The sequence below is a fragment of the Pseudomonas sp. RIT-PI-q genome (genome assembly GCF_001297125.1).
In the GTDB taxonomy this organism is placed as follows: Bacteria; Pseudomonadota; Gammaproteobacteria; order Pseudomonadales; family Pseudomonadaceae; genus Aquipseudomonas.
Genome location: NZ_LHPC01000031.1, coordinates 117,505 through 142,505, shown reverse-complemented (window position 1 = coordinate 142,505; position 25,001 = coordinate 117,505). Strand labels below are relative to the sequence as shown.

General features: G+C 59.7%; 24 protein-coding genes. 13 read left to right on the top strand and 11 right to left on the bottom strand.

All coding sequences use genetic code 11. The features are described from left to right. Positions 1-6 precede the first annotated feature (6 nt). Both AEQ67_RS17320 and AEQ67_RS17315 read right to left on the bottom strand, forming a co-directional pair. Positions 7-354, bottom strand: coding sequence for a metalloregulator ArsR/SmtB family transcription factor (locus tag AEQ67_RS17320; RefSeq protein WP_059405057.1), 348 nt, complete (start codon positions 352-354; stop codon positions 7-9). Between the two features lie 263 nt (positions 355-617). Further along, positions 618-1,721, bottom strand: a complete 1,104-nt coding sequence (locus AEQ67_RS17315) for a DUF2855 family protein (protein ID WP_059405056.1) — start codon at positions 1,719-1,721, stop codon at positions 618-620. A 154-nt stretch (positions 1,722-1,875) separates the two neighbouring features. Between AEQ67_RS17315 and AEQ67_RS17310 the strand changes: the two genes are divergently transcribed. Continuing rightward, positions 1,876-2,442 (top strand): TetR/AcrR family transcriptional regulator, encoded by a 567-nt coding sequence (locus AEQ67_RS17310; RefSeq protein WP_442965642.1) that lies wholly within the window; start codon positions 1,876-1,878, stop codon positions 2,440-2,442. 114 nt (positions 2,443-2,556) lie between these two features. Here the strand turns inward: AEQ67_RS17310 and AEQ67_RS17305 are convergent, their stop codons facing one another. Next, a complete protein-coding gene (locus tag AEQ67_RS17305) occupies positions 2,557-3,117 on the bottom strand; it encodes an NADPH-dependent FMN reductase (protein WP_059405054.1) in 561 nt (186 codons plus the stop codon). 177 nt (positions 3,118-3,294) lie between these two features. On the opposite strand from AEQ67_RS17305, the gene AEQ67_RS17300 reads away from it, so the two are divergent. Beyond that, positions 3,295-3,555, top strand: a complete 261-nt coding sequence (locus tag AEQ67_RS17300) for a hypothetical protein (RefSeq protein WP_059405053.1) — start codon at positions 3,295-3,297, stop codon at positions 3,553-3,555. 88 nt (positions 3,556-3,643) lie between these two features. Then, the gene (locus AEQ67_RS17295) at positions 3,644-4,537 is read left to right on the top strand and encodes a LysR substrate-binding domain-containing protein (RefSeq protein ID WP_059405052.1); all 894 of its coding nucleotides are present in this window, start codon (positions 3,644-3,646) and stop codon (positions 4,535-4,537) included. Here AEQ67_RS17295 and AEQ67_RS17290 read toward each other — a convergent pair. The 5 genes from AEQ67_RS17290 to AEQ67_RS17270 form a co-directional block, all read right to left on the bottom strand. Continuing rightward, positions 4,503-5,117: a GNAT family N-acetyltransferase gene (locus AEQ67_RS17290; RefSeq protein WP_059405051.1), complete on the bottom strand. Its 615-nt coding sequence runs from the start codon at positions 5,115-5,117 to the stop codon at positions 4,503-4,505. The genes AEQ67_RS17295 and AEQ67_RS17290 overlap by 35 nt on opposite strands. Before the next feature lie 14 nt (positions 5,118-5,131). Beyond that, positions 5,132-7,387 (bottom strand): Orn/Lys/Arg decarboxylase N-terminal domain-containing protein, encoded by a 2,256-nt coding sequence (locus tag AEQ67_RS17285; RefSeq protein WP_059405050.1) that lies wholly within the window; start codon positions 7,385-7,387, stop codon positions 5,132-5,134. Between the two features lie 224 nt (positions 7,388-7,611). Further along, positions 7,612-8,370 carry a DNA polymerase III subunit epsilon gene (dnaQ, locus tag AEQ67_RS17280; RefSeq protein ID WP_059405049.1) on the bottom strand — a complete coding sequence of 253 codons (759 nt, stop codon included), beginning with the start codon at positions 8,368-8,370 and terminating at the stop codon, positions 7,612-7,614. Positions 8,371-8,560: 190 nt separating this feature from the next. Then, entirely contained in the window at positions 8,561-9,013 is a 453-nt protein-coding gene (rnhA, locus tag AEQ67_RS17275) for a ribonuclease HI (protein WP_008028618.1), read from the bottom strand. Positions 9,014-9,104: 91 nt separating this feature from the next. Next, the gene (locus AEQ67_RS17270) at positions 9,105-9,863 is read right to left on the bottom strand and encodes a class I SAM-dependent methyltransferase (RefSeq protein ID WP_059405048.1); all 759 of its coding nucleotides are present in this window, start codon (positions 9,861-9,863) and stop codon (positions 9,105-9,107) included. A gap of 65 nt (positions 9,864-9,928) precedes the next feature. Here AEQ67_RS17270 and gloB point away from each other — a divergent pair, with 65 nt between their 5' ends. From gloB to fabI, 8 genes are all read left to right on the top strand, one after another. Next, positions 9,929-10,696 carry a hydroxyacylglutathione hydrolase gene (gene gloB / locus AEQ67_RS17265; protein ID WP_059405047.1) on the top strand — a complete coding sequence of 256 codons (768 nt, stop codon included), beginning with the start codon at positions 9,929-9,931 and terminating at the stop codon, positions 10,694-10,696. Positions 10,697-10,795: 99 nt separating this feature from the next. Further along, positions 10,796-12,238, top strand: coding sequence for a transglycosylase SLT domain-containing protein (locus tag AEQ67_RS17260; protein ID WP_059405046.1), 1,443 nt, complete (start codon positions 10,796-10,798; stop codon positions 12,236-12,238). 347 nt (positions 12,239-12,585) lie between these two features. Next, on the top strand, positions 12,586-14,400 hold the full coding sequence (locus tag AEQ67_RS17255) for an extracellular solute-binding protein (RefSeq protein WP_442965643.1): 1,815 nt from the start codon (positions 12,586-12,588) through the stop codon (positions 14,398-14,400). Then, positions 14,397-16,238 carry an extracellular solute-binding protein gene (locus tag AEQ67_RS17250; protein WP_059405044.1) on the top strand — a complete coding sequence of 614 codons (1,842 nt, stop codon included), beginning with the start codon at positions 14,397-14,399 and terminating at the stop codon, positions 16,236-16,238. The genes AEQ67_RS17255 and AEQ67_RS17250 overlap by 4 nt, the downstream gene beginning before the upstream one ends. Positions 16,239-16,242: 4 nt before the next feature. Next, entirely contained in the window at positions 16,243-17,316 is a 1,074-nt protein-coding gene (locus tag AEQ67_RS17245; protein ID WP_046048846.1) for a microcin C ABC transporter permease YejB, read from the top strand. A gap of 1 nt (position 17,317) precedes the next feature. Then, positions 17,318-18,337, top strand: a complete 1,020-nt coding sequence (locus AEQ67_RS17240; protein WP_059405043.1) for an ABC transporter permease — start codon at positions 17,318-17,320, stop codon at positions 18,335-18,337. A 1-nt stretch (position 18,338) separates the two neighbouring features. Continuing rightward, positions 18,339-19,949, top strand: coding sequence for an ABC transporter ATP-binding protein (locus AEQ67_RS17235; protein WP_059405042.1), 1,611 nt, complete (start codon positions 18,339-18,341; stop codon positions 19,947-19,949). A gap of 21 nt (positions 19,950-19,970) precedes the next feature. After that, the gene (gene fabI / locus AEQ67_RS17230; RefSeq protein ID WP_059405041.1) at positions 19,971-20,765 is read left to right on the top strand and encodes an enoyl-ACP reductase FabI; all 795 of its coding nucleotides are present in this window, start codon (positions 19,971-19,973) and stop codon (positions 20,763-20,765) included. A 305-nt stretch (positions 20,766-21,070) separates the two neighbouring features. On the opposite strand, the gene AEQ67_RS17225 is transcribed toward fabI, so the two are convergent. Then, positions 21,071-21,931, bottom strand: a complete 861-nt coding sequence (locus AEQ67_RS17225) for a LysR family transcriptional regulator (protein ID WP_059405040.1) — start codon at positions 21,929-21,931, stop codon at positions 21,071-21,073. A 112-nt stretch (positions 21,932-22,043) separates the two neighbouring features. Here AEQ67_RS17225 and AEQ67_RS17220 point away from each other — a divergent pair, with 112 nt between their 5' ends. Both AEQ67_RS17220 and AEQ67_RS17215 read left to right on the top strand, forming a co-directional pair. Beyond that, a complete protein-coding gene (locus tag AEQ67_RS17220) occupies positions 22,044-22,469 on the top strand; it encodes a VOC family protein (RefSeq protein WP_059405039.1) in 426 nt (141 codons plus the stop codon). Further along, positions 22,466-23,755, top strand: a complete 1,290-nt coding sequence (locus AEQ67_RS17215; RefSeq protein WP_059405038.1) for an amidase — start codon at positions 22,466-22,468, stop codon at positions 23,753-23,755. The genes AEQ67_RS17220 and AEQ67_RS17215 overlap by 4 nt, the downstream gene beginning before the upstream one ends. On the opposite strand, the gene AEQ67_RS17210 is transcribed toward AEQ67_RS17215, so the two are convergent. After that, positions 23,734-24,348 carry a GGDEF domain-containing protein gene (locus tag AEQ67_RS17210; protein ID WP_059405037.1) on the bottom strand — a complete coding sequence of 205 codons (615 nt, stop codon included), beginning with the start codon at positions 24,346-24,348 and terminating at the stop codon, positions 23,734-23,736. The genes AEQ67_RS17215 and AEQ67_RS17210 overlap by 22 nt on opposite strands. Before the next feature lie 74 nt (positions 24,349-24,422). Continuing rightward, positions 24,423-25,001, bottom strand: coding sequence for a hypothetical protein (locus tag AEQ67_RS17205; protein WP_059405036.1), 579 nt, complete (start codon positions 24,999-25,001; stop codon positions 24,423-24,425).

Sequence of the window (25,001 nt, the reverse complement as noted above, 5' to 3'; positions counted from 1 at the left end):
AAAACATCAGCAGCAGCGAACCGGCCGGTCAGCCATCGCTTGCAAACGGTCAACATCGGCGGCGAGCCATTCAACGTTGGCGGCCAGCGCGCCCTGCAACAGGCTGATGACCCAAGGTGATAGTTGTGGGTGCAGGCGATAAAAAACCCACTGGCCCTGACGGCGATCCGCCAGCAACCCGTTGCTGCGCAATTGCGCCAGATGACGCGAGATCTTCGGTTGGCTGAGGTCGAGCCCGGCGGTCAGCTCGCACACGCACAACTCGCCCTCGCGGGCGATCAGCAGCGCGATACGACTGCGCGTGTCATCGGCCAGGGCCTTGAAAATATCGACGGGACCACGGGGGTCAGACATAGGGAACACGCCTCTGGACAAACGAGGCGTGAAATATATGGAATTTCGAATATACAGTAAAGCGAAGTCTCGCAAACACCGTGCCTTATGTAGCAGCTGGCGAAGCCTGCGTTCGGCGGCGTAGCCTGCGTTCGGCGGCGTAGCCGTCGTGAAATCAGGCAACGCGGTGTGTCAGGAAAACCTCGCGCACAGGATTTACGACGGCTTCGCCGCCGAACGCAGCCTCGCAGGCTCGGCAGCTGCTACAGGGGACCTGTTTGGGTTTATAAGCGGATTACGTGCCCTTCCACCGGGGCGACCTGGCCATGAAACAGTCGGGAAATGACGTTCTGCGCCGCTTCATAGCCCTTGCTCTCAACCACTTCCAGCAATGGGTTTTCTACCGAAGTCACCTGTCGATAAAACTGCTGCAAGCCCTCGCCAATATGCTGACTGACGCCTTCCGGACCCCAGTCGGCATTGCGCTTGCGGATTTGTATCGGCGCGAAAAAGAACACCGGTTGAGGCCCCTCGATGGCTGTCAGCCGAGCTTCACCGGTACTTTGCGCCGGTCCGGCAAAGCAGCTGTAAACCAATTGCCCGGCAAAGTGCTGGTGCACCTGGTCACGTAGATCCAGGTCGCCGGAAAAACCCACATAAAGGGTTGGACGGTCATTTTCCAGGCTCGCCAACTCCGCATACGACACCGTTCGCTCATAACACCCGAGCTTTTCGACAAACGCCTTGTTACCCGCAGACGTCAGCGCCACGCGCTCCAGACCGGGCCGATTGTCCAGGCACACCGCCGTGCCATAGGCGGTTTTGCTCGATGCGCTGGAAAATACCAACCGAGTCGCGCCAAAGAATTCCTTGTCCTGCAGGAAGTCCGCCAGCATCGACGAGGTCAGAAACAGTGGCTTGAGCAAGATCTGCAGGTTTTCGGTTTCGGGGCTGTAGTACGAATCCCAACTGCAACGGGTGTATTGGTTGTAAGCCGACGTCAATTCTAGCCGATGCTCGGCAGCGTCGTAGAACCCACGCTCAGTCACCCGCTCCGGGCGCATCCATAGATGGCTGGCAATCGGGAAATACCCGTAGAAGCGCTCTCCTACCTTGATGCCTTCAACAGCGGACGCCACGACATCGGCAAAGCCCCACGCAGGGACGTGCCCCCAATCCGCCAGCCCTGTAGGAAAAAACTCCCAGTAGTTCATCGAATCGCCATAAGCGGCGTAGGTAATGTTGTTGGTGGTCAACGCACACCGGTCAATCTTCACGATTACCTCTCCGGCATTCGGAATCAGGCTACGTTGCTCCTGCTCGATTCGGCTTTCGTCGAGGGCGTTTTTGCGCGTGATCAGTCGTGTTACCGTGCCTGGGCTTTGCATCTTTCAGACTCCTGCTATGACGATGTGGCGGGTAGCACCAGAGTAGTGGCAGCCGATGAAGAGCGGGTTCGGAAACTCCAGGGTCAGCGCCCACACCCTCAATCCCCGCGCGAAGCCGTTGAAACGGCCGAGCCAGGCGCGGGCGATTTTCACCGTGGAGGCGATTTACGAGGCATTTGTTCGGATTTGGCGGCGCGACGGCTGGTCGGGCTTGACCACTCGCGAGGTGGCGCTGGAAGCCGGTGTTGCCATCGGCACGCTGTACGATTATTTCCCGAGCAAGGAAGCCTTATTGTCGGGGTACATCCGGCATTGTCTGGATACCTTGCTTCAGCACCTGGATGAACAGGTCATTAAAGCAAACGACCTGGACTGGCCAACCCGAATCAAGCGTCTGATCCGCCTGACCTGCGACCCCAGCGATGCCGGGCAACCACTGTTTAACCATGACGTGTTGGCTATCGAACACCAGATCGCCGAATCCAAACATCATCGACGGGTGTTCCAGGAGCTGGCGCAAAAATGGCGTGAAGCCTTCGCAGCCTGTAGCGACTTGCCCACACAACCGTCCACAGCAACCATCGATGCCTGGGTGATCATGGCCTGGGGCGGGCGTCGTTATTGCGTGGTCACACAAGCGACGACGGAACAAGCCGCCGCCTGGCTGTCGGAAGTGGAAACGACGATCTGCAGCCGCTTGCTCACCCCCAATAACCCATAACCCTGCCCCTGTAGGAGCCGAGCTTGCTCGCGAAAGCGGTGTATCAGTCAACATAGTTGTTGGATGTGATGGCCTCTTCGCGAGCAAGCTCGGCTCCTACAGATACAGGGTTGTTCACTCTTTTTTGTGCTGTTCTACCCACTGCCCATAGGCATCAATGAATTTTTGCAAGAACGGTTTGAGCGCCTCGGACAACTTGCCCGCCTCGTCGAACGCTGTACCGGCACCGCTGATGTACGCTTCAGGTTGCTGCATGCACGGCACATCGAGGAAAACCATCGACTGACGCAGATGGTGGTTGGCGCCAAAACCGCCGACCGCTCCCGGTGAAACACTGATCACTGCGCCGGGCTTGCCGCTCCAGGCGCTTTTGCCGTAGGGGCGCGAACCCACGTCAATCGCATTCTTCAAGGGCGCCGGCACCGAACGGTTGTATTCCGGGGTCACAAACAGCACCGCGTCGGATGAGCTCACCTGTTGCCGAAAAGTGCTGTAGGCTGCCGGCGGTGAAGCACCATCAATGTCTTCGTTGTAGAGCGGCAAATCACCAATTTCGACGATATTGAGCTTAAGATTGGCAGGCGCCAGTTCGGCCAGGGCCAGCGCCACCTTGCGATTGATCGATTCCTTTCTCAAGCTGCCGACCAGAACTGCGATCGTATAGACATTGCTCATGGAAGATTCTCGACTGTTCGAATAGAAAGAACTTGTAGTTATAGATGACGATTCACCCAGTGGACGGCTTAAAATCACCGCCCCTGACTATTTTTTTCCTGTAGGAAAACTTACCTCGCCCAACCACGGTCTACAGAGCCGCAAATTGAGTGATTTATCTCCAGAGGTTCTAAACAGATGGCAGCAGTACTCGTCGGTCAGTTCCATGCAAGAGACGCGGAAGGCCGCGTTTATTCCGTGCATGAGTTCCAGGAATCCACCCCGTCGGCAGACGGTCTCACCGGCTCGGTGCCTGTCACCACTTATAAGCTGGCCATTGGCGATCGCGTCAGGAAGCTCGATGACAACCAGTTTCTGCTGGTTCAATCGGACGTCACGATTGTGCGCGAACCCGATACCTACGTCACAGGTGTGCCGGAAACCAACGTCGCTTCATAACCCAGTGTTATGAGCAGAAGTCATATGCGCGGACTTGGGGTAGGATTCAGCCACTGACTCCCTCACCTGCTGAACATGGACTTCACGCATGCGTTTACGTCATATCGAAGTGATCCAGGCGCTCTTGCAGACCGGTCACCTGGGCACCGCCGCCGAATGGCTGCAGTTGCCGGTGACCGAGGTCGAACGCATTCTGCGCGACGCTGAGGATCAGTTGGGTTTCATGCTGTTTTCCAGCGTGCGTGGACGCCTGCAGGCCACGCGCGAGGCGCGGGAGTTGCAGGTTGAAATCGCCCACGTCTATGACGCGCTCGAACCGGTGCAGCGCCTGGCCAATAGCCTCAAGCAATACCAGGCCCCGCCGTTACGAATCATCTGCACGCCACCTCTGGCACAACAACTGCTACCACAGAGCATCGCGGCGCTACGTCGACGCTTGCCGGACGTACCTTGCAGCCTCCTGAGCCAACCCACCCGTGAAATCGTCAGAAGCCTGCTGCTGCGCGAAAGCGATCTGGGCCTGAGCCTGCATGATCCCGATCACGCCGACATTCACTGCCAGGTAATTGCCCAGGGCAAACTTCAGCTGCTGGCGCCCCACGGCTGGCTGCAACCGAAACAGAAGTACATCTCGCTGCAAGACCTCGCCGGCCAGTCGATGGTCGGACTGGAAGGTCATGATCCGCTGAGCCCCGCGCTCGACCACAAACTTCACACCCTGCGCCCAGCCCCGGTCATCCAGACCCGGGTCCAGACTCACCAGATGATGCGCAGCATGGTCGAAGCCGGCGAAGGCCTGGCCATCGTCGACCCTTTCACTGCACTCGGCGCCAAATCGGCCGGACTGGACGCCTGCCCGCTCGCGCCGGCAGTGCCGATCAGCCTCTATGCGTTGACCCTGAAGAACGGCGAGCCATCACCGGCCGTTCAGGCCTTGCTGGACATCGTCACGGAACAAGCCGCGGCGATGCTGGCGAGCTGAGCGGGTTTTCCAGCGGGTTATCGAACAATCGATACCAGAACAGCGCCACTTCGGCGGTGTTGGGGTCGATGCCGCGATAACGCAGATGATCGACCCCGCCCACGACATAGCCGCAACGCTCATACAGTCGGCAGGCGCCCAGGTTGTTGTTCTGGGTTTCGAGCATGATGCCCGGCAATTTTTTCTTGCGACTCCAGAACTGCGCCACGTCCAGCAGCGCCTTGGCCACGCCATGCCGGCGAGCCGGTGCGTGCACCGCCAACTCGTCAATATGGGCAAAGCCGTTCCAGTTGGTGCTGACCACCAGATGCCCCACCGGCTCATCATCGAGATACGCCATGAAGATCTCGCTGTCGGCCGCATCGCGAAAACTGCTGAACTCCTCAGGATCGATGCCGTAGCACTTTCGATAAGGTGTGATCGGCGTGACCGGCCACTGCTCCACCGGCTTGCCGATTTCAGCGGCGCCATAGGCGGCGACTTCAAAACTGAAATCACTGCCCCAGATGTAGGCCGCGAAGCCGTCGTCGGCAACGCGCACCGACAGCCCTGGGTATTTCGGATTCATAACCGGTTGCATACTGGGAAAGGTCCTCATTCCTTGATGCAATCGACGGTGTAATGCCGCCCATTGCCCTCATCTTCGTGTTGCAAGCCGTGCACATCGGCGACAAACCCTGGAAAGCTGCTGTCGAACGTACGAGCAAACGCCAGGTAATCGTTGATCGAGCGGGTCGATTCGGTAAAACGCTCGCCGGGCATGATCAACGGGATCCCCGGCGGGTACGGCACCAGCATCACTGCGGCGATCCGCCCATCCAGAGCATCGATCGACACCGCTTCAACCTCGCCACGCACCAATTGATCATAGGCGTCCGCCGGCTTCATGGCGATTTCCGGCAGCACCGTGTACATGCGCTTGAGGTGTTTGGCCGTGGCGTTGCTGCGATAACAGGCGTGCAATTGATCGCAGAGATCGCGCAACCCCATGCCTTGATATCGCGCGACGTTTTCCTGCGCCACGCACGGCAGGCAACTCGCCAGACTGACGTTGGCGTCGTAGCTGCGCTTGAACTCCAGTAATTCGGTGAGCAGCGTGCTCCATTTGCCCTTGGTAATGCCCATGGAAAACAGCACCAGGAACGAATACAAACCGGTCTTTTCGACCACCAGCCCACGCTCCCAAAGGAATTTGCTGACGACTGCAGCCGGAATCCCTCGTTCGCTCAAGGCGCCGCCGGCGGTCAACCCCGGCATCACCAGGGTGACCTTGATCGGATCGAGCAGCACGTAATCGTCGGTCACGCCGCCAAAGCCGTGCCAGTCGGCCTCGGGTTGCAGTAACCAGTCTTCGGTAATAACGCGGTCGATGCCCTCCACCGATGGTGGCTGCCAGATGGAAAACCACCAGTCGTCAGCGGCGATGTGCTGACGCAGATTGGCCAGGGCCCGACGAAAGCTCAGGGCTTCGTCGAACATTTCCTGCAACAGCGAACGCCCGGCCGGGCCTTCCATCATCGCTGATGCCACATCCAGCGAAGCGATGATGCTGTACTGCGGCGAGGTGGAGATGTGCATCATGAACGCTTCGTTGAAGCGATCTCGGTCCAGTTGCCGCGCGCCGCCGTCCTGGACATGAATCATCGAGGCCTGACTGAACGCAGCCAGCAGTTTGTGCGTGGAATGGGTGCTGAACACCAGCGGGCCGTCGTCACTGCGCGAGGTGCCCATGCCATAACGCCCGGCGAAGAACTCGTGGAACGCCGCATAGGCGTACCAGGCTTCGTCGAAATGCAGCACTTCGACGCTGTTGCCCAACTGCTGCTTGATCAGCTCAGCGTTGTAGCACAGGCCGTCATACGTCGAATTGGTCACCACCGCGAGTTTGACCTTGGGCGCACGGCCTTTGGTCAGCGGGCTGGCGTCGATCTTGGCCTGGATCGATTCGCGGCTGAATTCACTCAGCGGGATCGGGCCGATAATCCCCAGTTCATTGCGCTCGGGACACAGGTACAACGGGATGGCGCCGGTCATGATGATCGAGTGCAACACCGACTTGTGGCAGTTGCGATCCACCAATACCAGATCATCGCGAGCGACCATGGAGTGCCAGACGATCTTGTTCGCGGTCGAGGTGCCATTGATCACGAAAAAGGTGTGATCAGCGCCGAAGTTACACGCCGCACGGGCTTCCGCTTCTGCCAGTGGCCCGGTGTGATCGAGCAGCGAACCGAGTTCCGGCACCGACACCGATAGATCCGAACGCAGGGTGTTTTCGCCGAAGAACTGGTGAAACGCCTGCCCCACGGGGCTCTTGTGGTACGCCACACCGCCGCCATGGCCGGGCGTGTGCCACGAGTAATTGGAGTCGGCCGTGTGCTGCACCAGCGCCTTGAAAAACGGCGGCAGCAGACCGTCCAGGTATTTGCGCGCGGCGCGGGCTACCTGACGCGCGAGGAATGGCACGGTGTCTTCGAACAGATAAAGGATGCCGCGTAGCTGATTGAGCTCAGCCATGGCGTCGGCGGGCGCATTTTCCAGGGTCACTTGCTCGCCCAGGGCAAAGATCGGCAAATCCGGCGCACGAACCCGCGCGAGGCCGATCAACTCGGCCATGTTCTGTAACAAATGCGAGTGGGTGCTGGCGTCTTCGGAGGCGATCAACATGCAGGAGAGGCCGTGATGGGTCGACGCAACCAGGCGCCCTTCGGTGTAGTTCACCGCCGAGACGATGCTGAAGCCTTCCTGCTCCAGCTCACGGGCGATGCCACGCACACGATCGCCGGCAACGGTGTCGGCCTTGATGTCGCGGTGGACGATCAGGACCGGGAATTTCAAATCTTTATACATGAGGCTCAGTGTCCTGAGGCGGCAGGTTGTGGCCTGCCAATCACCTCAGGGTAGAGGGTTGAGGCGGATGTGGCGAGTGTCATGCACTGAAATGGGTCGTAGGGTGTGCGGCACGCTTAAGGTCAAAAGATCGCAGCCTCGTTTTACTCGACAGCTCCTACGGGGTTTCGCATTCCGTTGTAGGAGCTGTCGAGTGAAACGAGGCTGCGATCTTTTCGAAGGGTCTACGCCTGAGCCTTGGCCTCGGCCAATTGCTGCCACAACGACGGAGCGCCGGCCGATTTGGCGATGGCTTCCAGACGGGCCACGTGCTGGGCCAGGTCGTCCTCGCTGGCAGGGATGATCCGCGTCGGCTGACGGTCAGCCGGCAAGCGGCGGATTTCGGTCGCCGAGTTGTCCGCGCCTTCACCGGAACCGTTGCCATCGGACGCATTACCCGCCAGGGACAGGCTGGTCTGGCCGCCGGTCATGGTCAGGTAAACGTCGGCGAGAATCTCCGAGTCGAGCAAGGCGCCGTGGAGTTCACGGCCGGAGTTGTCGACGCCATAGCGTTTGCACAACGCATCGAGGCTGTTGCGCTGCCCGGGGTGACGTTCCCTGGCCATCATCAGGGTATCGAGGATCGAGCAGTGCTGGGTGATGTCCGCACGATCGTGCTGGCCCATCAGGGCGAATTCGTTGTTGATGAAACCAACGTCGAACGCCGCGTTATGGATGATCAGCTGTGCGCCCTTGATGAATTCGAAAAACTCATCGGCCACTTCGGTGAAACGCGGTTTGCCCACCAGGAATTCGTTGGTGATGCCGTGGACGCCGATGGCGCCTTCGTCACTTTCGCGATCCGGTTGCAGGTAAACGTGAAAATGCCGGCCCGTCAGGCGCCGACCGATCAACTCGACACAACCGATTTCGATAATCCGGTGGCCGTCGGTCACCGGCATGCCGGTGGTTTCGGTATCGAGTACAACGGATCTGGTGGCCATCAGTGCTCAGCTCTCAACGGGTCATTCGTGCAAAAGCGGCGATGTTAACACGCTCGTCGGGGCTTTCAGAAACACCGCGTACAAGGTGGGAGCCGGGCTTGCCCGCGATGCAGACGCCGCGGACTTTCAGCAAAACCGCGTCATCGTTCATCGCGGGCAAGCCCGGCTCCCACAGGGGGTTGGTGAGTGCTCAAGCCTGCTTGTACCCGCGCACTTCATCCACGCCACGGTTGGCCAATTGGTCGGCGCGTTCGTTGCCGTGGTGGCCGATGTGCCCACGCACCCATTTCCAGGTGACGTTGTGGCGGTTGACCTGCTCGTCGAGCAGCTTCCACAAATCGGCGTTTTTTACCGGTTCTTTCGCCGCGGTTTTCCAGCCGCGCTTCTTCCAGTTATCCATCCACTCGTTGATGCCTTTCATCACGTACTGGGAGTCGGTGACCAGCAGTACGTCGCAGGAACGCTTGAGTTCTTCCAGGCCGCGGATCGCGCCCATCAGCTCCATGCGGTTGTTGGTGGTGTTGGCTTCGCCGCCCCAGAGTTCTTTTTCAACACCCTTGCACACCAGCAATGCGCCCCAGCCGCCTGGGCCAGGATTGCCTTTGCAGGCGCCGTCGGTGAAGAGTTCTACGCTATCGCTCATGCCAATCTATCCAGAAAATGCGGTGGCTCGCCAATCCGTGATCGACGATGCCCGAGGCCGGGGCGAACCCGGCCGGGAAATAAAAAGTGTATTACGGCTCGATGTTGCGACGGTTGACCTTGGCCATCGGCAGCGGAATCAGCTTGCCCATCGGTTCGCGTCGTTCCTGACGGACCGGACGCAGGCCGACCACGATCTTGCGTGCCACCAATAAATAGAAGCCGCCGCCAGACAATTGCCAGTCACCGGCCTTGCGCTCCCAACCGGCCAGACGCGCTTGCCAGGCGGGTGACGCAAGCGGCGGACGATAGCACCCGAAGCGGCGTTTCTCCAGCGCGAAGCCCAGCAGGTTCAGCCAGTCGCTGACCCGTGACGGGGAAATGCAACGGGCCTTGCGCAAGGCGTCATGGGCGAACACGTGGCGCAAACCCCAGGTGCTCCAGGGATTGATGCCGATGATCACCAGATGCCCGCCGGGCCTGACACTGCTCGCTGCTTCGCGCAACAAACCGTGGGGCGACAGGCAGAAATCCAGCCCGTGCTGCAACACCACCACATCGGCGGCATGCTCGCTCAAGGGCCAGGCCTGCTCTTCACAGACAATCTCGACCCCCGGCAACGGCGCGCCGAGGCGTACATTGCGCTGTACTTGCGGTGCCGACGGCGGTGTCTGCGCGGACGGACCGTAATGCACCAGGTAGCCGCCGAAGAACCGGCCCAGCTCGTCTTCGAGCATGCGGCGTTCTTCATCCAGCAGAAATTGCCCGAGCGGGCCGGACAGCCATTCACGGGCTGCGCTGATCAACGCCAGCCAGTCAGGATCAGCCTGAGCGAACGCTTTATCGGTCATTGCATTCTCCAACGCGTCAGGAAGTTCTAAGATGCGCCATTGTTTTCCGCTTGGCGAATCCGACGATGATACAGATCAGGGCCCTGCCCGCCTTTACCGACAACTACATCTGGTTGTTACAAGACCCCGACACGCGGCGCTGCGCGGTCGTCGATCCGGGCGATGCCGCGCCGGTGCAGGCGTGGCTCGCGGCCAATCCTGAATGGATACTGAGCGATATTCTGATCACTCATCACCATCATGACCATGTCGGCGGCGTCGAGCAGCTGAAAAAAGCGACAGACGCGAAGGTCTACGGCCCCGCCAGCGAAACCATCCCGGGCCGGGACGTGGCGCTCAAGGACAATGACCGTGTCACTGTGCTGGGCTGCGACTTTGACGTCATCGCCGTGCCCGGTCATACCTTGGGGCATATTGCCTATTACCATCAGGGCCTGTTGTTTTGCGGTGACACCTTGTTTGCTGCCGGTTGCGGCCGGTTGTTCGAAGGCACGCCCGAACAAATGCACACCTCGCTGACTCGCCTCGCCGCGCTGCCGGAAGACACGCAGGTCTACTGCACCCATGAATACACATTGAGCAATCTGAAGTTTGCCGCAGCGGTCGAACCGAACAATCCGGACACGGCCGAACGCCTGGCCAACGTCACCCGGCAACGCGAAGCCGGTATCATGACGCTACCGTCCACTCTGGCCCTTGAAAAGCTCACAAACCCGTTTTTGCGTACCGGTGAAACATCCGTTAAAGAAAAAGTGGACGAACGGAACGGATCCGATATCCGGGCTCCGAGTGCGGTTTTTGCTGCCCTTCGTGCTTGGAAAGATAAGTTCTAAGTAGTCTGAACGTTGGTACAAAAATTCTGAATGGTTGACCGCAGGGGGTGCGCTTTCTAGAATCGCCCGACATTTTTGCCCGGAACTTACTTCCAGCCAATGTCGTCATCATTTCGTAAAGCCATCAATTCAGACGCATTGACCCGCTTGGCTCAAGCCATTGCGGTGGCTGTGTCCGCCACTTTGGCGGGCTGTTCCAGCCATGTGCCGCAAACCGAAGCGGCACACACCCCGAACATCGCTGCACGAGCCAAACAGAAACCTGTCTGGCTCACCGAAAAACCAACCCCGCAAGTTCCACAGGATGTCTGGGAGCGCATGCGCCAGGGCTTCCAGTTGCAGGACGGTCTAGGCGTCAACCCGCGCATCGAGCAACAGCGCCTGTGGTTCGCCAGTAATCCTTCCTTCCTCGAAAACGCCGGCGAACGCGGTAGCCTGTACATTCACTACATCATCGAACGCCTTGAAGAACGCAATATGCCGCTGGAACTGGCGCTGTTGCCAGTGATTGAAAGCGCCTACAACCCGATGGCCTATTCCCGGGCCGACGCGGTGGGTCTTTGGCAATTCATTCCTTCCACCGGGCGTTACTACAACCTGCGTCAAACCCGTTTCTATGATGGCCGACGCGATATCACCGCTTCGACCACCGCGGCCATGGATTACCTGAGCCGTCTGCACGACATGTTCAACGGTGACTGGCTGCTGGCCCTGGCGGCTTACAACGCGGGTGAAGGCACCGTCAGCCGAGCCATCGAGCGTAACGAAAAGCTTGGCCTGCCGACCGACTACTGGAACCTGCCACTGCCGGCCGAAACCCAGGCTTACGTACCGAAGCTGCTGGCCTTGTCGCAAGTGGTACTGGCCCCCGAAGCCTACGGCGTGAACCTGAACCCGATCGCCAACGAACCGTATTTCCAGGTCGTCGAAATCAACCAGCGCATGGACCTGTCCAAGGTGGCTGCGGTGGCCAACATCGACGAAGACGAGCTGTTCCAGCTCAACCCGGCCTTCAAGCAGCGCACCACCATCGACGGCCCCCAGCATTTGCTGGTGCCAACGTCCAAGGCGCAATTGCTGACCACTAGCCTGCAGACCATGCGTCCTGAGGAGCTGATCAGCAAGAAGTCGCTCAAGCCCGTGTTCGAAGGCGTGGACAAGACCGAAGTTGCCAGCCTCAAGCGTGCCTACCGGGTTAAACGCGGCGACAACCTGGCCAGTATCGCCAAGGCTAACAAAGTCGACGTCAAAGACCTGCAGCGCTGGAACAGAATGACCGGCAAGAACCTTAAAGCCGGCCAGGTGCTGGTGATGCAGGACACCACCAAGCGCAGTTCCGGGCGCGTCAACACCGTGGTGGCAGCGAACAGCAAGACCAGTGACAAGAAGACGCAGACCCAATACAAGGTCCAGCAAGGCGACTCGCTGTACATGGTGGCCAAGCGTTTCAACGTTGAAATGCAACACCTCAAGCGCTGGAATCCTCGACTTGGCCAGGCGCTGAAGCCGGGCCAGATGCTGACGGTTGCCAATCCGCACTAAAAAGAGCCCCTGATTTCAGGGGCTTTTTTTCGCCCAAGAAGCTCACCCAAACTCGTGTAGCAGCCTGCGATCGGCTCTGTAGCAGCTGTCGAGCTTGCAAGGCTGCGTCCGGCTGCGCAGCAGTCGTAAACCCTGAACACGCGGTATTCCTGATACACCGCATTGCCTGACTTCACGACTGCTTCGCAGCCGAACGCAGGCTTCGCCAGCTGCTACAGGGAGTCTGCCGGCACAATTACGAGCGCATTAACCCCCCGTCTTTTTCCTGTCGATACAAGCTGTTACTGTACGGCCCACAAAGCCCAAGCCGCCTGGATCGGATCTCTGACTTGAAGCGTCCCCTCCTCCTGCTCCTGATCAGCCTGGCCTTGAGCCCTTGCGCAAGCGCGACGATCAGCGAAAGCCATGGTTATGCGCAGTTCGGCACGCTCAAGTACCCGGCCAGATTTACCCACTTCGACTGGGTCAACCCGCAAGCGCCCAAGGGCGGTACGTTGCGGGTGATGGCGTTTGGCACCTTCGATACGCTCAACCCGTACACGTTCAAGGGCTCCAGCCCGGTTTCCACCCCAAACTTTCTGCAGTACGGCATCAACGAGCTCAATGAACCGTTGATGGTCGGCACCGGCCAATACGCACCTTCCGGAGACGAGCCGACGTCGAGTTATGGCCTGATCGCCCAATCGGTGGAATACACCGAAGACCGCAGCTGGGTGGTGTTCAACCTGCGCCCCGAAGCGCGTTTCCACGATGGCACGCCGATTACCGCGTACGACGTCGCGTTTTCCTACCGTTTGCTGCTCAAGGAAGGTCATCCGCAATACCGCACCAGTCTTCAGGAAGTGTTGCGGGTTGACGTGCTCAACCCGCATCGCATCCGCTTCGTTTTCAAGCGTGCCGGTAATCCACTGCTGATCCTGCGCCTGGGTGAGTTGCCGGTACTGGCGCAGCACTACTGGAAAGGTCGCGATTTCAAGGCCACCACCTTCGAACCGCCACTGGGTAGCGGCCCGTATCGCATCACGTCGGTAACACCTGGACGCCAGATTGTGTTCGAACGGGTCAAGGATTACTGGGGTAAGGACCTGGCGGTCAATCGCGGCAAGTACAACGTCGACCGCATGGAAGTCGAGTTCTACCGCGACAGCGATGTCGCGTTCGAAGCCTTCAAGGCTGGCGAGTTCGACATCTACATCGAACACCAGGCGAAGAACTGGGAAAACGGCTACGACTTCCCGGCCGTCAGACGCGGTGATGTGATCAAGGCGCAGATCCCGCATCAAATCCCGACCCAGAGCCAAGGGCTGTTCATGAACAGTCGCCGCGCCACTTTTTCCGATACCAGGGTCCGTGAAGCGCTGGGGCTGATGTTCGACTTCGAGTGGACCAACCGCACGTTGTTCAGCGGCGCCTACAAGCGCGCCATGAGTTATTACCCCAACAGCGAGTTCTCGGCCACCGGCCTGCCGGTCGGCCATGAATGGCTGATGCTCAAACCTTATCGCGAGCAGTTGCCCGCCAAGCTCTTCACCGAGGCCTTCAGCCTGCCGCAGACCCAAGGGCGCGGCATTCCACGGGAAACCATGCGCAAGGCCCTGGGCCTGCTTGCCGAGGCCGGCTGGAAGCTCAGTGGTCAGCGGCTGCAGAACGCTGCCGGGCAACCGTTGCGTCTGGAGATCCTGCTGGTCAATCCGAACCTGGAGCGCATCCTTCAGCCTTACGTCGAGAACCTTGCCAGTATCGGCATCGACGCACGCCTGCGTACCGTCGACCGCGCCCAGTACAAACAACGCCTCGATCAGTTCGATTTCGACATGATCCTGATGACCCTCAACCAGACCCTCAGCCCGGGACTGGAGCAATGGCAGTATTTTCATTCCAGCCAGGTCGGGATCAAGGGCAGCAAGAACTACGCGGGCATTGCCAACCCGGTGGTCGATTACCTGCTCGAACAATTGCTCGCCGCCCAGACCCGCGATGAACAAGTCTCCGCCGGCAAGGCGCTGGACCGGGTGCTGCTGTGGCAGCACTACATCATTCCCAATTGGTATCTCAATTATCACCGTTTGGCCTACCGCAACCGGTTCGCCTTCGTCACCACGCCGCCCTACACCCTGGGCCTGAGCGCGTGGTGGCTGAAATCTTCGGAGAAAGATCAATGAAACCCGTACGCGTCCTGCTCCTGCAGGCCAGCGGTCTGTTGTTCGCCGGGCTGGCCTGCGCCGCCCCGCAACATGCCCTGACCCTGTACAACGAGCCGCCGAAATACCCGGCCGATTTCAAATACTTCGATTACGTCAACCCGAATGCGCCCAAGGGCGGGATCTTCCGTCAGGCCGGTTTTGGTGGCTTTGACAGCCTCAACCCGTTCATCAGCAAGGGTGTCGCCGCCGACGACATCAGCATGATCTACGACACCCTGGCCAAACAGGGCCTGGATGAACCGTTCACCGAGTACGGCCTAGTCGCCGGCAAGATCGAAAAAGCCCCGGACAACGACTGGGTGCGTTTCTACCTGCGTCCCGAAGCACGCTTCCACGACGGTCATCCGATCCGCGCCGAGGACGTGGTGTTCAGCTTCCAGACGTTGATCAAGGACGGCGCGCCGATGTATCGCGGCTACTACAACGATGTCGACGAAGTGATCGCCGAAGACCCGCTGACGGTGCTGTTCAAGTTCAAGCACAGCAACAACCGCGAGCTGCCGCTGATTCTCGGCCAGTTGCCGGTGCTGCCCAAGCATTGGTGGGCAACCCGTGATTTCAACAAGGGCAACCTGGAACTGCCACTGGGCAGCGGCCCCTACAAGGTCAGCCAGGTGAAGGCCGGACGCTCGGTGCGTTATGAGCGGGTCAAGGATTACTGGGGCAAGGACTTGCCGGTCAACCGCGGCTTCTACAATTTCGACGTGATGACCACCGATTATTACCGCGACAACACCGTGGCGCTGGAAGCGCTCAAGGCCGGGCAGTTCGATTACTGGCTGGAGATGGCCGCGAAGAACTGGGCCAACGCCTACAATATTCCTGCCGTGACCGAAGGCCGATTGATCAAGGAACAGATCCCCAACGGCAACCCGACCGGCATGCAAGGTTTTGTGTTCAACCTGCGCCGCCCGGTGTTCCAGGACGTGCGCGTGCGTCAGGCGTTGACGCTGTTGCTGGACTTTGAATGGACCAACAAGCAACTGTTCAACGGTGCCTACGCACGCACCCGCAGTTACTTCGAGAATTCGGAGATGGCCGCCTCGGGCCTGCCGGACGCCGATCAACTGGCGATCCTCGACCCGTTTCGCGGCAAGATTCCCGAGCAGGTGTTCAGCGAGGCGTTCCAGAACCCGGTGACCGATGCCAGCGGAATGATCCGTGCCCAGCAACGCAAGGCCTATCAACTGCTGCAAGAAGCCGGCTGGCGGATCGTCGACGACAAGATGGTCGACACCCAGGGCAAACCGGTGAACATCGAATTCCTGCTGGCCCAGACCGAGTTCGAGCGGGTGCTGTTGCCGTTCAAGCGTAACCTCAGCGACCTGGGTATCGACCTGGTGATCCGCCGCGTTGACGTTTCGCAGTACATCAACCGCGTGCGTTCACGGGACTTCGACATGATCGTCGGCAGCTTCCCGCAGTCCAACTCGCCGGGCAACGAACAACGCGAATTCTGGATGTCTGCCGCCGCCGACAAGCCCGGCAGCCGTAACTCCATGGGCCTCAAAGACCCGGTGGTGGACCAATTGGTCGAGCAACTAATCAACGCCGAGTCGCGCAAAAGCCTGGTGTCCCACGCCCGCGCACTGGACCGCGTGCTGCAATGGGGTTATTACGTGATCCCCAACTGGCACATCAAAACCTGGCGCGTGGCTTATTGGAACCACATCGGTCATCCGAAAATCTCACCCAAGTACGACATCGGCATTAATACCTGGTGGGTCAAGCCGGATGCTACACCGGCGATAGAAGTCGAAACCAAACTGCAAGCCGACCCTGCGGGCACGGAGTAATCAGATGCTGGCGTATATTTTTCGGCGACTGCTGCTGATCATCCCGACCTTGCTCGGCATTTTGCTGATCAACTTCGTGATCATCCAGGCCGCCCCCGGTGGGCCGGTGGAGCAGATGATCGCCAAGCTCGAAGGCTTCGAAGGCGCCACCAGCCGTATCGCCGGTGGCGGTGCCGAAGTCTCGGTGGCCGGTTCCGCTTATCGCGGCGCGCAAGGTCTGGACCCTGCGCTGGTAAAAGAAATCGAGCACATGTACGGCTTCGACAAGTCGGCGCCGGAACGCTTGTGGATCATGATCAAGAACTACGCGACCCTGGATTTCGGCGACAGCTTCTTTCGCGACGCCAAGGTCATCGACCTGATCAAGGAAAAGATGCCGGTGTCGATCTCGCTCGGGCTCTGGAGCACGCTGATCATGTACCTGGTGTCGATCCCGCTGGGGATCGCCAAGGCGACACGGCATGGCAGCCACTTCGACGTCTGGACCAGTTCGGCAATCATCGTCGGCTATGCGATCCCGGCGTTCCTGTTCGCCATCCTGCTGATCGTGGTGTTCGCTGGCGGCAGCTATTTCGACTGGTTCCCGCTGCGCGGCCTGACGTCCAACAACTTCGATGAATTGAGCATGGGCGGCAAGATTCTCGATTACTTCTGGCACCTGGCATTGCCGGTGACCGCACTGGTGATCGGCAACTTCGCGACCATGACCCTGCTGACCAAAAACAGCTTCCTCGATGAAATCAACAAACAGTACGTGGTCACCGCCAAAGCCAAGGGCCTGACCAACCACCGCGTGCTCTACGGCCATGTGTTTCGCAACGCCATGCTACTGGTGATCGCCGGGTTCCCGTCGGCGTTTATCGGTATCTTCTTTACCGGCTCGTTGCTGGTGGAAGTGATTTTCTCTCTGGATGGCCTCGGGTTGATGAGCTTCGAAGCCGCGATCAACCGCGATTACCCGGTGGTCTTCGGCACGCTGTTCATCTTCACCCTGCTGGGGCTGGTGGTGAAACTGATCGGCGACCTCACCTACACCTTTGTCGATCCGCGCATCGACTTCGAAAGCCGGGAGCATTGAGATGAATCTGTCCCCTCTCAATCGCCGACGCTTCGAGCTGTTCAAGGCCAACAAGCGTGGCTGGTGGTCGCTGTGGCTGTTTCTGATCCTGTTCGGCGCCAGCCTCGGCGCCGAGCTGATCGCCAACGACAAGCCGTTGGTGGTGCATTACGACAACGGTTGGTACTTCCCGGCGCTCAAGCGTTATCCGGAAACCGTGTTCGGCGGTGAGTTCCCGCTGGAAGCCAACTACAAGAGCCCGTATATCCGCGAACTGCTCAAGGCCAAGGATGCCTGGGTGTTGTGGGCGCCGATCCCCTACAGTTACCAGAGCATCAACTACGACCTGAAAGTCCCGGCTCCGGCACCGCCCTCGACCGATAACCTGCTGGGCACTGACGATCAGGGCCGCGATGTGTTGGCGCGGGTGATCTACGGCTTCCGCATTTCCGTGCTGTTTGCCCTGACGCTGACCATTCTCAGCTCGATCATCGGCGTCATTGCCGGCGCCTTGCAGGGCTTCTATGGCGGCTGGGTCGACCTGGCCGGGCAGCGTTTCCTGGAGATCTGGTCCGGGTTGCCGGTGCTGTACTTGCTGATCATCCTCGCCAGTTTCGTCCAGCCAAACTTCTGGTGGCTGCTGGGGATTATGCTGCTGTTTTCGTGGATGAGCCTGGTGGACGTGGTCCGCGCCGAGTTCCTGCGCGGGCGCAACCTCGAATACGTGCGTGCGGCCAGGGCGTTGGGGATGCAGAACGGTGCGATCATGTTCCGCCACATCCTGCCCAACGCGATGGTCTCGACCATGACCTTCATGCCGTTCATCCTGACCGGCGCCATCGGCACCCTGACCGCGCTCGACTTCCTGGGCTTCGGTTTGCCACCGGGCGCGCCGTCGCTGGGTGAGTTGGTGGCTCAGGGCAAGTCCAACCTGCAAGCGCCGTGGCTCGGTATGAGCGCGTTTGCGGTGCTGGCGCTGATGTTGAGTTTGCTGGTGTTCATTGGCGAGTCCGCTCGCGATGCCTTCGACCCGAGGAAGTGAAATGAATCAGGACAATCTGATCGAAGTACGCGACCTCGCCGTCGATTTCGTCGTCGGCAATCGCTGTCAGCGAGCGGTCGAGGGCGTCAGCTTCGACATCAAGCGTGGCGAAACCCTGGCGTTGGTGGGCGAAAGCGGTTCCGGCAAATCGGTGACCGCTCACTCGATCCTGCGCCTGCTGCCCTACCCGCTTGCCCGGCATCCGTCCGGGACCATCGAATACTCCGGGCAAAACCTGCTGAGCCTGAAAGAGAAAACCATCCGCCACATCCGCGGCAACCGGATTGCGATGATCTTCCAGGAGCCGATGACGTCGCTCAATCCGCTGCACTCGATCGAAAAGCAGATCAACGAAGTGTTGGGCATCCACAAAGGCCTGGTCGGCAAAGTGGCGACCAAGCGCACTCTGGAACTGCTGGAGATGGTCGGCATTCCAGAGCCCGAAAAACGCCTCAAGGCCCTGCCCCATGAATTGTCCGGTGGCCAGCGGCAACGGGTGATGATTGCCATGGCCCTGGCCAACGAGCCGGAATTGCTGATCGCTGACGAACCGACCACGGCCCTGGACGTGACCGTTCAGCTTAAAATCCTCGAATTGCTCAAGGAATTACAGGCCCGCCTGGGCATGGCATTGCTACTGATCAGTCACGATTTGAACCTGGTGCGAAGAATTGCGCATCGCGTATGTGTCATGCAGCGCGGTCGCATCGTCGAACAGGCATCGTGCGAAGAGTTGTTCCGCGCGCCGCAGCATCCGTACACTCGGGAACTGCTGGCAGCGGAGCCCAGCGGCAAACCGGCGACCAATGTAATTGGCCCGCCATTGCTGCAAGTCGAGGACCTGAAAGTCTGGTTCCCGATCAAGAAAGGCTTTCTGAAAAAGACCGTCGACCACATCAAAGCGGTGGACGGGATCAATTTCAGCCTGCCTCAAGGCCAGACCTTGGGGATTGTGGGAGAAAGCGGTTCGGGCAAGTCGACACTGGGTTTGGCGATTTTGCGGCTGATCGGCAGCAAAGGCGCGATCCGTTTTGAAGGCAAGCAGCTAGACTGCCTGACGCAGCAACAGGTTCGACCGCTACGGCGGGAGATGCAGGTGGTGTTTCAGGACCCGTTCGGCAGCTTGAGCCCACGGATGTGTGTGAGCCAGATCGTCGGCGAAGGCCTGCGAATCCACAAGATGGGCACCGAGGCAGAACAGGAACAAGCGATTATTGCGGCACTCAAGGAGGTAGGTCTGGACCCGGAAACCCGGCACCGCTACCCCCACGAATTTTCCGGTGGGCAACGGCAGAGAATCGCCATTGCCCGGGCATTAGTGTTAAAACCGGCGCTGATTCTGCTGGACGAGCCGACTTCGGCCCTCGACCGGACAGTGCAACGCCAAGTGGTGGAGCTGCTGCGTTCACTGCAAACCAAGTACAACCTGACGTATCTGTTTATCAGCCATGACCTGGCTGTCGTCAAAGCGCTGAGCCACCAGCTGATGGTGGTCAAGCATGGCCAAGTGGTCGAACAGGGAGACGCGCAAAGTATCTTTGCCGCCCCCCAACATCCGTATACACAGCAGTTGCTGGAAGCCGCTTTCCTGGCTCCAGCCACTGCGCAATAACCTGAAAGAGAGGAGCAACACATGGGTTTTCTCGCCGGTAAGCGCGTACTGATCGTCGGTGTCGCCAGCAAGCTGTCCATCGCATCCGGCATCGCTGCCGCCATGCATCGCGAGGGCGCTGAGCTTGCCTTCACTTATCAGAACGACAAACTCAAGGGTCGTGTCGAAGAGTTCGCACAAAGCTGGGGTTCCAACCCTGACCTGTGCTTCCCGTGCGACGTGGCCAGCGATGAAGAAATCGCCAAGGTCTTCGTTGAGCTGGGCAAGAAGTGGGACGGCCTGGATTGCATCGTGCACTCCGTCGGCTTCGCCCCGGGCGACCAACTGGACGGCGACTTCACCGAAGCCACCACCCGTGAAGGTTTCCGCATCGCTCACGACATCAGCGCCTACAGCTTCGTGGCCCTGGCCAAGGCTGGTCGCGAAATGATGAAAGGCCGCAATGGCAGCTTGCTGACCCTGTCGTACCTGGGCGCCGAGCGCACCATGCCGAACTACAACGTGATGGGCATGGCCAAGGCTTCGCTAGAAGCTGGCGTACGTTACCTGGCCGGCTCCCTGGGCCCGGACGGCACCCGCGTGAACTGCGTATCGGCTGGCCCGATCCGCACCCTCGCCGCTTCCGGCATCAAGAACTTCCGCAAGATGCTGGCCGCCAACGAAGCGCAAACCCCGCTGCGTCGTAACGTCACCATCGACGAAGTCGGCAACGCCGGCGCGTTCCTGTGCTCGGCCCTGGCGTCCGGCATCAGCGGCGAAATCATGTACGTGGACGGTGGCTTCAACACCACGGCCATGGGCCGCCTGGAAGAGTAATCTTCGGGTCGCAACAAAAACCCCGCCTCGATAGGCGGGGTTTTTATGCCCGCCATTCCACACGCGGCACAGTCCCCTGTAGGAGCTGGCTTGCCAGCGCAAGCGATGTCCTCCTCCCCGCGGATGTCGACTGTTCGACCGCCTTCGCTGGCAAGCCAGCTCCTACAGGTTTTATGTGGCTTTCTGGATAGCGGCTTCGCGCGCAATCCCTTGTAGGAGCTGGCTTGCCAGCGAAGGCGATGTCCGGCTCACTGCAAATGTCGACTGATCAACCGCTTTCGCTGGCAAGCCAGCTCCTACAGGGGTTATTGGGTGTTCAGGCAGTTGGCGAATAACTGCTGGATTGGCTGTGTGCGCTGGCTGTAGCGCTGCAACAGGACAATTTCGCGGTAGAACGTCAACTCCCCCAGCGGGATGATCCTGACCTTTGCGCCATGTTCGAGCCACAGCCCCGCTTCAGGCAGCAGCGACACGCCCAATCCGCATTCGACCATTTTCACGATGGCTTCCAGCTCGTCCAGTTCAAGTGCCACATGCACGTCGAGCTGCTGTTCGCGCAAAAAGCGCGTCACCAAGCGTCCGCCGAACGAGTTGCGGTCGTAGCGTACGTGCGGATGCTCCGCCAGCAGCTGCAACGGGTTATCGCCTTCAAGGTCAGCCGGCACAATCAGCACGAATGGCTCGCGGCGAATCACCTGCGCCGACAACTCCTTGGGCAAGTCGAACGGCGGTTTGATCAGGATTGCCAGGTCCACTTCGCCGGTGTCCACCTGGCTCAACAGATTCAACGACACGCCAGGCACCAGTTTCGGCTCCAGCAGCGGTGCCTGTTGGCGCAAGCGCAACAACGCCTGGGGCAGCAGCCCGGTTTGCGCCGTGGCCACCGCGCCAATTTTCAACTCGCCGCGATACTCGCTGACATCATCGCTGACGGCCATGCGGCTGAAGGTTTCAAGCATTTCCCTGGCCATCGGCAACGCGCGTTGCCCCGCCGCATTAAGCAGCGCCTGACGCCCGGTGCGATCGAACAAGCGAATGCCCAGCGCCTGTTCCAGATTACGAATCTGCGCGCTGACCGCCGACTGCGTCAGGCCAATGTGCATCCCGGCCGCCGCGAACGTGCCGTAGCGCGTCACGGCAATGAAGGTTTTCAGTTCCCGCAGCATGGCGTTCTCGATTGATCGAAATAATTTGAGCTCGATGCAAAAATTATCGTCTTTTAATCAAAAAGCACAGGACTAAACTCAACCTCAACGCCCGACAACCAAGGAACTCACGATGCCACTCTGCCCTTTTCACCTGGCCATCCCGGTCTACGACCTGGCAGCCGCACGCCATTTTTATCGCGAAGTGTTCGGCCTGGAAGAAGGCCGCTCCAGCGACCATTGGGTCGATTTCAACTTTTTCGGCCATCAACTGGTGATTCACCTGGCGCCAAAAAACGCCTCTCAGGAAGCCGCCCACACTAACGCCGTCGATGGTCATGACGTGCCGGTGCCGCATTTCGGTGTGGTGTTGGGCATGGAACAATGGCAGGCGCTGGCGCAGCGGCTCAAGTCGCGCGGTACGCAATTCGTGATCGAGCCAGGGATTCGCTTTCAGGGTCTGGTCGGTGAGCAAGCGACGATGTTTCTCTTCGATCCCTGCGGCAATGCGCTGGAATTCAAGGCGTTCAAGGACATCAACCAGCTGTTTGCCAAATGATCCGTCCCACCCTGGATGCCACCGCCCTCAGTCAGGCCGTGGTCACCGGTGAAACGACAGCGGCCGACGTCGCCGAAACCTTCCTTGAGCGTATCCAGGCCCACGAGCCGGACATACAGGCTTTCGTCTCGTTCGACGCCCGGCAAGTGCGCACCGAGGCGGCACAACACAGCGGCCGTGGCTTACTGGCCGGGGTGCCAGTGGGCATCAAGGACATTTTCGACACTGCGGACCATCCCACGCAGTTTTACTCGCCCATCTATGCCGCAAACCAGCCGTCCCGTGACGCCCATGTGGTAACGCTGCTGCGTCAGGCCGGGGCGCTGATCATGGGCAAGACCCACACCACCGAATTTGCTTACATGCACACTGGTCCGACTCGAAACCCGCACGATCTCGCCCGCACGCCCGGCAGTTCCAGCGCGGGCTCGGCGGCCGGGATGGCGGCGGGTTTCTTTGCCTTGGCGCTGGGCACACAGACCGCCGGCTCGCTGCTGAAGCCCGCGTCCTACTGCGGCCTGTTTGCCTTCAAGCCATCGTTGGGACTGGTATCGCTGGAGGGCGTCAAGCCGCTGGCCCCAAGCTTCGACACCGTGGGCTGGTACGGTCGATCCGTGCGGGATCTGAGCCTGGTGGCGCAAGTGCTGATTCCCGGGTTCAAGGTGCCTGAAGCTGGCCGGCAGCCCTTGCGATTGGGTTTCCATCGCACCTCGCGCTGGCATCACGTGGAGCCGGAAGTGGCCCACGCGCTGGAGGAAGCACTTGATCAATTGCGCAGCGCTGGCCATCACGTCAGCGAATTGCAGTTGCCGGATGAATTTTCCGGGGTGTTCGACGATCACCAGTTGATCAACGATTGCGAAGGCGCCCGCTCGCTGGCGAAGGAGTTTCAACAGCACCGCACGCAACTGAGCCCTTCGACACTGGCCATGTTCGAGCGCGCAGCCGCGACTACCTGGGAGCAGGAATCCGCTGCCAAGACGCGTCTGGCGCAGCTTGCTCCACGCCTGAATGAGCGTTGCCAACCGTTCGACGCCATGCTCGGCCCGTGTTGCGCAATGGTCGCGCCACTGGGCCTGGAAGGCACCGGGCCGTCAGACTTCATCAAGTTCTGGGGAGCATTCGGCTGGCCGCAGGTGAATATCCCGCTGACCCGCACTCAAGCACAGCTACCGATCGGGCTACAGATGATGGGTCGATTCAGACACGATGGGCAGTTATTAAACGCCGCCGAGCGGGTGGCGAGTGTCTTGTCGGGCAGCGATCAAAACCGCATTGCCCCTTGATGGCGCGCATGTTCGATGTCGGCCATAAGCCCCGCTACGGTTTTGTGGGTTTCGGCATCGAACTCGATCTGGTTGATGCTGAAGCGAATGTCGTAGCAGCGATGCACCGTGGAATTACGTTCGTCGAGCATCTCTTCGAGCCGCGCCCTGATGCCCGCAGCTTCCACTGCGGCTGAACCGGTCAGCAACACCGCGAATTCATCGCCACCCACGCGCCCGACGACATCACTCTCGCGAAAGGCGATACGCAGCACGTCGGCAAAGGTTTTCAGGGCATCGTCGCCTTCGGAGCGGCCATACAGTTCATTGATCTGGTTGAAGTAATCGAGGTCGAATAACAACAGACTGACCGGTTTGCCCAACTCCAGGCAGGCGTCAAGCCACAACTGGGCCAGGACCAGGAAGCCATGAAGATTGGTCAACAGTGTCAACTCATCCATGCTTGCCATTTGCACCGCCGTCAGCTGCTGCTCGAACTTGCGTGCCAGGTTGCGCATCATTTCGCGCTCATGCACCCCAGTGTCGAGAACCTTAGGCCCACGCAGTGTGTCTGCGCAAGCACCGGGTTTGACCGGTTTTCCTGGAACCTGCATCACTCACTCCTGTGAAGGGTATGTACGTTAGAGACGTCCGTACCCGGTTTGACTCCTGATAAGCTTACCGTTGGTCAGATCCCTTCCACGGGACACGGCCCGCCAGCGTCCGCCCACAGCTTAAACTGGCTGACGAAGATGTCATGCGGCACCGGCACCGGCGCCCGATTACCGCCCGGATTCCAGCCCCAGAGCACCAGTTTGTCATCGCTGACGTGCTTGATCAGCGCGGCGAAATCGCGATCGCCATTGCTGGAGCGGTCCTTGATCATGGCGCACAACCGGTTGGCGGGCAGGCCGATCCAGGCCATTTTGTGCGCCGCTGGTGGCAGGCTCCAGTGCGGGGCCCCCGGCGGAGCGTGCGGTCCATAACTGGCCGGTGGATTGCTTTCGGCGTGGCAAGTTGCGCAGGGCAAACCGGCTGCGCCCTTGCCGTCCATTCCGCGCACCACGTCCATCGCGTGGGGAATCCCGGCGTCGAACTGCAACGGCGAGTCACCGGGGATGTGGCAATTCTGGCAACGTGGGCTCTGGAAGACTTTCTGCACGGTAGCGAAAGCCTTCAACGCCTCCTTGTCGTCAGCGAATAAATCCTCGGCGTAGCCGACCAGGCCGATCAACACCACCGCGCCAAGCAGCAGATGTCGTTTCAT